Below are 4,066 nucleotides of genomic sequence, written 5' to 3'. Positions count from 1 at the left end.
GACCATGTGGTTGACAGCGTTGCCGCCGCCACCGCCGACACCGATAACTTTGATTACCGGGCTTGCGGGGATGTTGTCTACGAGTTCGAACATTTTCCCTCTCCTTACATTCTCTAGTTTTTTCGCCTACTGCATTTTTGTTGCGGTGCTGCGGTAAAGCTTTAGAAGTTGCCTTGAACCCACTTCTTCAATCGGTCCAGCAACGGCGCCTGCGGCTCATCGTTGCTGTAGCTGTCGCGGCTGCCGATGCCCGAGAACGAGATCCCGTCGGACTGCTTCTGCAGGCCGTACATCAACAAGCCAACGCCAGTGGAATAAATCGGGTTGCGCACCACGTCATCCAGGCCCTTGACGCCATGCGGCACGCCCAGGCGCACCGGCATGTGGAAGATTTCCTCGGCCAGCTCGGTGGCGCCTTCCATCTTCGAAGTACCGCCGGTCAGCACGATGCCCGCCGGGATCAGGTCTTCGTAGCCGCTGCGACGCAGCTCGGCCTGAATCAGGGTGAACAGTTCGTCGTAACGCGGCTCGACCACTTCGGCCAGGGCCTGACGCGACAGTTCGCGCGGTGGACGGTCGCCCACGCTCGGCACCTTGATGGTTTCGCCGGCACCGGCCAGTTTCGCCAGGGCGCAGGCGTAGCGGATCTTGATCTCTTCGGCGTACTGGGTCGGGGTGCGCAACGCCATGGCGATGTCGTTGGTCACCTGATCACCGGCAATCGGGATCACCGCGGTGTGGCGGATCGCGCCTTCGGTGAAGATCGCGATGTCGGTGGTGCCGCCGCCGATGTCGACCAGGCACACGCCCAGCTCTTTTTCGTCGTCGGTCAGCACCGAGTAGGCCGAGGCCAGTTGCTCGAGAATGATGTCGTCGATTTCCAGACCGCAGCGACGCACGCATTTTTCAATGTTCTGTGCAGCGTTGACGGCGCAGGTGACCACGTGAACCTTGGCTTCCAGACGGACGCCGGACATGCCCAGCGGCTCGCGGACGCCTTCCTGGTTATCGATCACGTAATCCTGCGGCAGGGTGTGCAGCACGCGCTGGTCAGCCGGGATCGCCACGGCCTGGGCGGCATCGAGTACGCGCTCCAGGTCAGCCGAGCTGACTTCGCGATCACGAATCGCGACGATGCCGTGGGAGTTCAGGCTGCGGATGTGATTGCCGGCCACGCCGACGAACGCCGAGTGAATGCGGCAGCCCGCCATCAGTTGGGCTTCTTCGATCGCGCGCTGGATCGATTGCACGGTCGACTCGATGTTCACCACCACGCCCTTCTTCAGGCCGCGGGACGGGTGAGTACCGATACCGACGATTTCCAGCGTGCCGTCGTCCGCGACCTCGCCTACCAGCGCCACCACCTTGGAGGTGCCGATATCCAGACCGACGATCATTTTGCCGCTTTGCACGTTTGCCATGGGTCCTGCCTCTTCTTAATTCTTTGCGACAGCGGGTTGGGCTGTCGTCGGCGCTACTGGTTCCCGCCAGCCAACGGCGAGGCCGTTGGCGTAGCGCAGATCGATGCGCGCAATGTTCGTAATCTGGTCTTTAAGCGTCTTGTCATAGATGGCAATGAAGCGGCGCATCTTTTCCACCAGGTTGCCGCGTCCCAGCAGCAACTCGATGCCGGGGCCGGAGCTGCCGGCACCGGTGGTCAGGAACCAGCTGCCACGTTCACGCAGTTCCAGGCGCGCGATCGAGAAGCCCAGCGGCCGGAGCATCTGGCTCAGCACCTGATACTGCTGCATCACTTGCTGCTGGGCCCGTTGTGGGCCGAACAGCTGTGGCAGGTGTTCGTAGTTCGCCAGTTCCTTTGGCGTGAACGCCTGGCCCTGGTTGTTGAGCAGCGACTCATCGCCCCATCGGGCCACTGGCAGTTGCTCTTCGAGGCGGATCACCACCTGGTCCGGCCACACCCGGCGTACTTCGGCGTGGGCGATCCATGGCATCTGCTCAAGCTCGGTACGCATGCCGGCCAGATCAATGGTGAAGAAGCTCGACGCCACGTACGGGGCGATTCGCTGCTGCACTGCTTGCTGACTGATGTAGCTCAGGTCGCCCTGCACGGCGATCTTGGTGATCGGCCGGTCGGCGTACGGCAGCAAACGCTGCGCGCCTTCGTAGGTGCCGAACCCGAGGGCCACCAGCAGCACCGGCCAGAACAGGCTTTTCAGAAAGCCGAAATTGGCTTTCGGCAGGCGCGCAGACATGGGCTCTTTGGCCACCATTCGGCTGGCACCCCGCGGCACCGGCTTGCGGCCGGGTGCGGGTGGCTGATGTCTGAGCTGAGCGCCTTGCATGGTCTTAACCTCGCGCCTCTGTATTACCGGAGCCTTCAACACTGGCGGCCAGAATGGCCAGGACCAGTTGCTGGAAATCCAGACCGGCAGCCCGGGCCGCCATCGGCACCAGGCTGTGATCGGTCATGCCCGGTGCGGTGTTTACTTCCAGGAACCAGAACTGCCCGTCTGCGTCCTGCATCACGTCCGCCCTGCCCCAACCGGCAATACCCAGCGCCTCACAGGCCTTGGCCGTGAGATCCATGAGTTCCTGTTCCTTGGCGGCATCCAGCCCGCACGGAATGCGGTACTGGGTATCGTTGGCGATGTACTTGGCGTCGTAGTCGTAGAACGTGTGCGGTGTACCCAGGGCGATAGGAGGCAACACCTGGTCACGTAGGGTGGCGATGGTGAACTCCGGACCTTGAATCCATTGCTCGACCAAGACTTGCGAATCGTAGGTACTGGCCGCTTTCCATGCGTCGATCTTCTCGGACGCAGAAATCACTTTGGCCATCCCGATACTTGAACCTTCATGCGCCGGTTTGACGATCAAAGGGAAGCCCAGTTCCGTCGCCGCGGAAATACAATCGGCTTCGCTGCACAGCACGGCGTGACGCGGCGTCGGAATCCCGAGGCTGTGCCAGACCTGCTTGGTGCGCAGTTTGTCCATTGCCAGTGCCGAGGCAAGGATACCGCTGCCGGTGTACGGAATGCCGGCGCACTCGAGCAGGCCCTGCATCGAGCCGTCTTCACCGCCACGACCGTGGAGAATGATGAACGCGCGGTCGATCTTTTCGTTCAGCAGACGCTGCAGAAAATCCTCGCCGACGTCGATTCCGAACGCGTCCACCCCAGCGCTTTGCAGCGCGTCGAGCACAGCGTTACCGGATTTCAGCGAAACCTCACGCTCGGCACTCATGCCACCGAACAGCACGGCGACGCGGCCGAAGTCTTTCGGCGCGATGGTGGAGAACAGGTTGGCGTAGGCAGCAGTCATTTCAACTTCCCCTCGACCGACGCAGCCACGGCGCCGGCGAACAATTCACTTTTCAACAGCTTCGGCGCGAGACCGCCGATATCACCGGCGCCCTGGCACAGCAGGATGTCGCCGGCACGCAGCAGTGGCTTGACCAGCGGCGCGAGGTCGACACCGCGCTCGATATAGATCGGGTCGAGCTGACCGCGCTGACGGATGCTGTTGCACAGCTTGCGGCTGTCCGCGCCTGGGATCGGCTCTTCGCCGGCCGGATAGACTTCCATCAGCAGCAGCACGTTGGCGTCGGCCAGTACATTGACGAAGTCGTCGTACAGGTCACGGGTGCGGCTGTAACGGTGCGGCTGGTAGACCATCACCAGACGGCGCTCCGGCCAGCCACCGCGCACGGCTTTGATCACCGCAGCGACTTCGGTCGGGTGATGACCGTAGTCATCGACCAGCATCACGTTGCCGCCGTCCACCGGCAGTTCGCCGTAGACCTGGAAGCGTCGGCCAACACCCTGGAACCCGGACAGGCCCTGGACGATGGCTTCATCGCTGACGCCTTCGTCGGTGGCGATGCAAATGGTCGCCAGCGAATTGAGCACGTTGTGGTTGCCCGGCATGTTCACGGACACGTCCAGCGGCTCGCGGTCAGGACGCAGCACGGTGAAGAAGGTCTGCATGCCTTGCTGACGCACATTGATCGCGCGCACGTCGGCGTCTTCGCTGAAGCCGTAGGTCACGGTCGGACGCTTGACCAGCGGCAGGATTTCACGCACCACCGGATCGTCCAGGCACATCA

Annotated in this window: 5 protein-coding genes; all 5 read right to left on the bottom strand. The window is 62.4% G+C overall.

The features are described from left to right. The coding region (locus ACIOUG_RS25100) for a hypothetical protein (RefSeq protein WP_401069598.1) at positions 1-93 on the bottom strand (93 nt) is incomplete at its 3' end. 68 nt (positions 94-161) lie between these two features. Continuing rightward, entirely contained in the window at positions 162-1,421 is a 1,260-nt protein-coding gene (gene ftsA, locus ACIOUG_RS25095; protein ID WP_003228014.1) for a cell division protein FtsA, read from the bottom strand. 15 nt (positions 1,422-1,436) lie between these two features. After that, positions 1,437-2,303 carry a cell division protein FtsQ/DivIB gene (locus ACIOUG_RS25090; protein WP_041073143.1) on the bottom strand — a complete coding sequence of 289 codons (867 nt, stop codon included), beginning with the start codon at positions 2,301-2,303 and terminating at the stop codon, positions 1,437-1,439. Between the two features lie 4 nt (positions 2,304-2,307). Beyond that, complete coding sequence (locus ACIOUG_RS25085; RefSeq protein ID WP_401069593.1) at positions 2,308-3,282, bottom strand: D-alanine--D-alanine ligase; 975 nt, start codon at positions 3,280-3,282, stop codon at positions 2,308-2,310. Then, on the bottom strand, positions 3,279-4,066 hold a 788-nt coding region (murC, locus tag ACIOUG_RS25080), incomplete at its 5' end, for a UDP-N-acetylmuramate--L-alanine ligase (protein ID WP_401069591.1). The genes murC and ACIOUG_RS25085, both read right to left, overlap by 4 nt.

The organism is Pseudomonas sp. NPDC087803 (assembly GCF_044742995.1).
Taxonomy (GTDB): Bacteria; Pseudomonadota; Gammaproteobacteria; order Pseudomonadales; family Pseudomonadaceae; genus Aquipseudomonas.
This window is presented reverse-complemented; position numbering and strand designations above follow the sequence as displayed.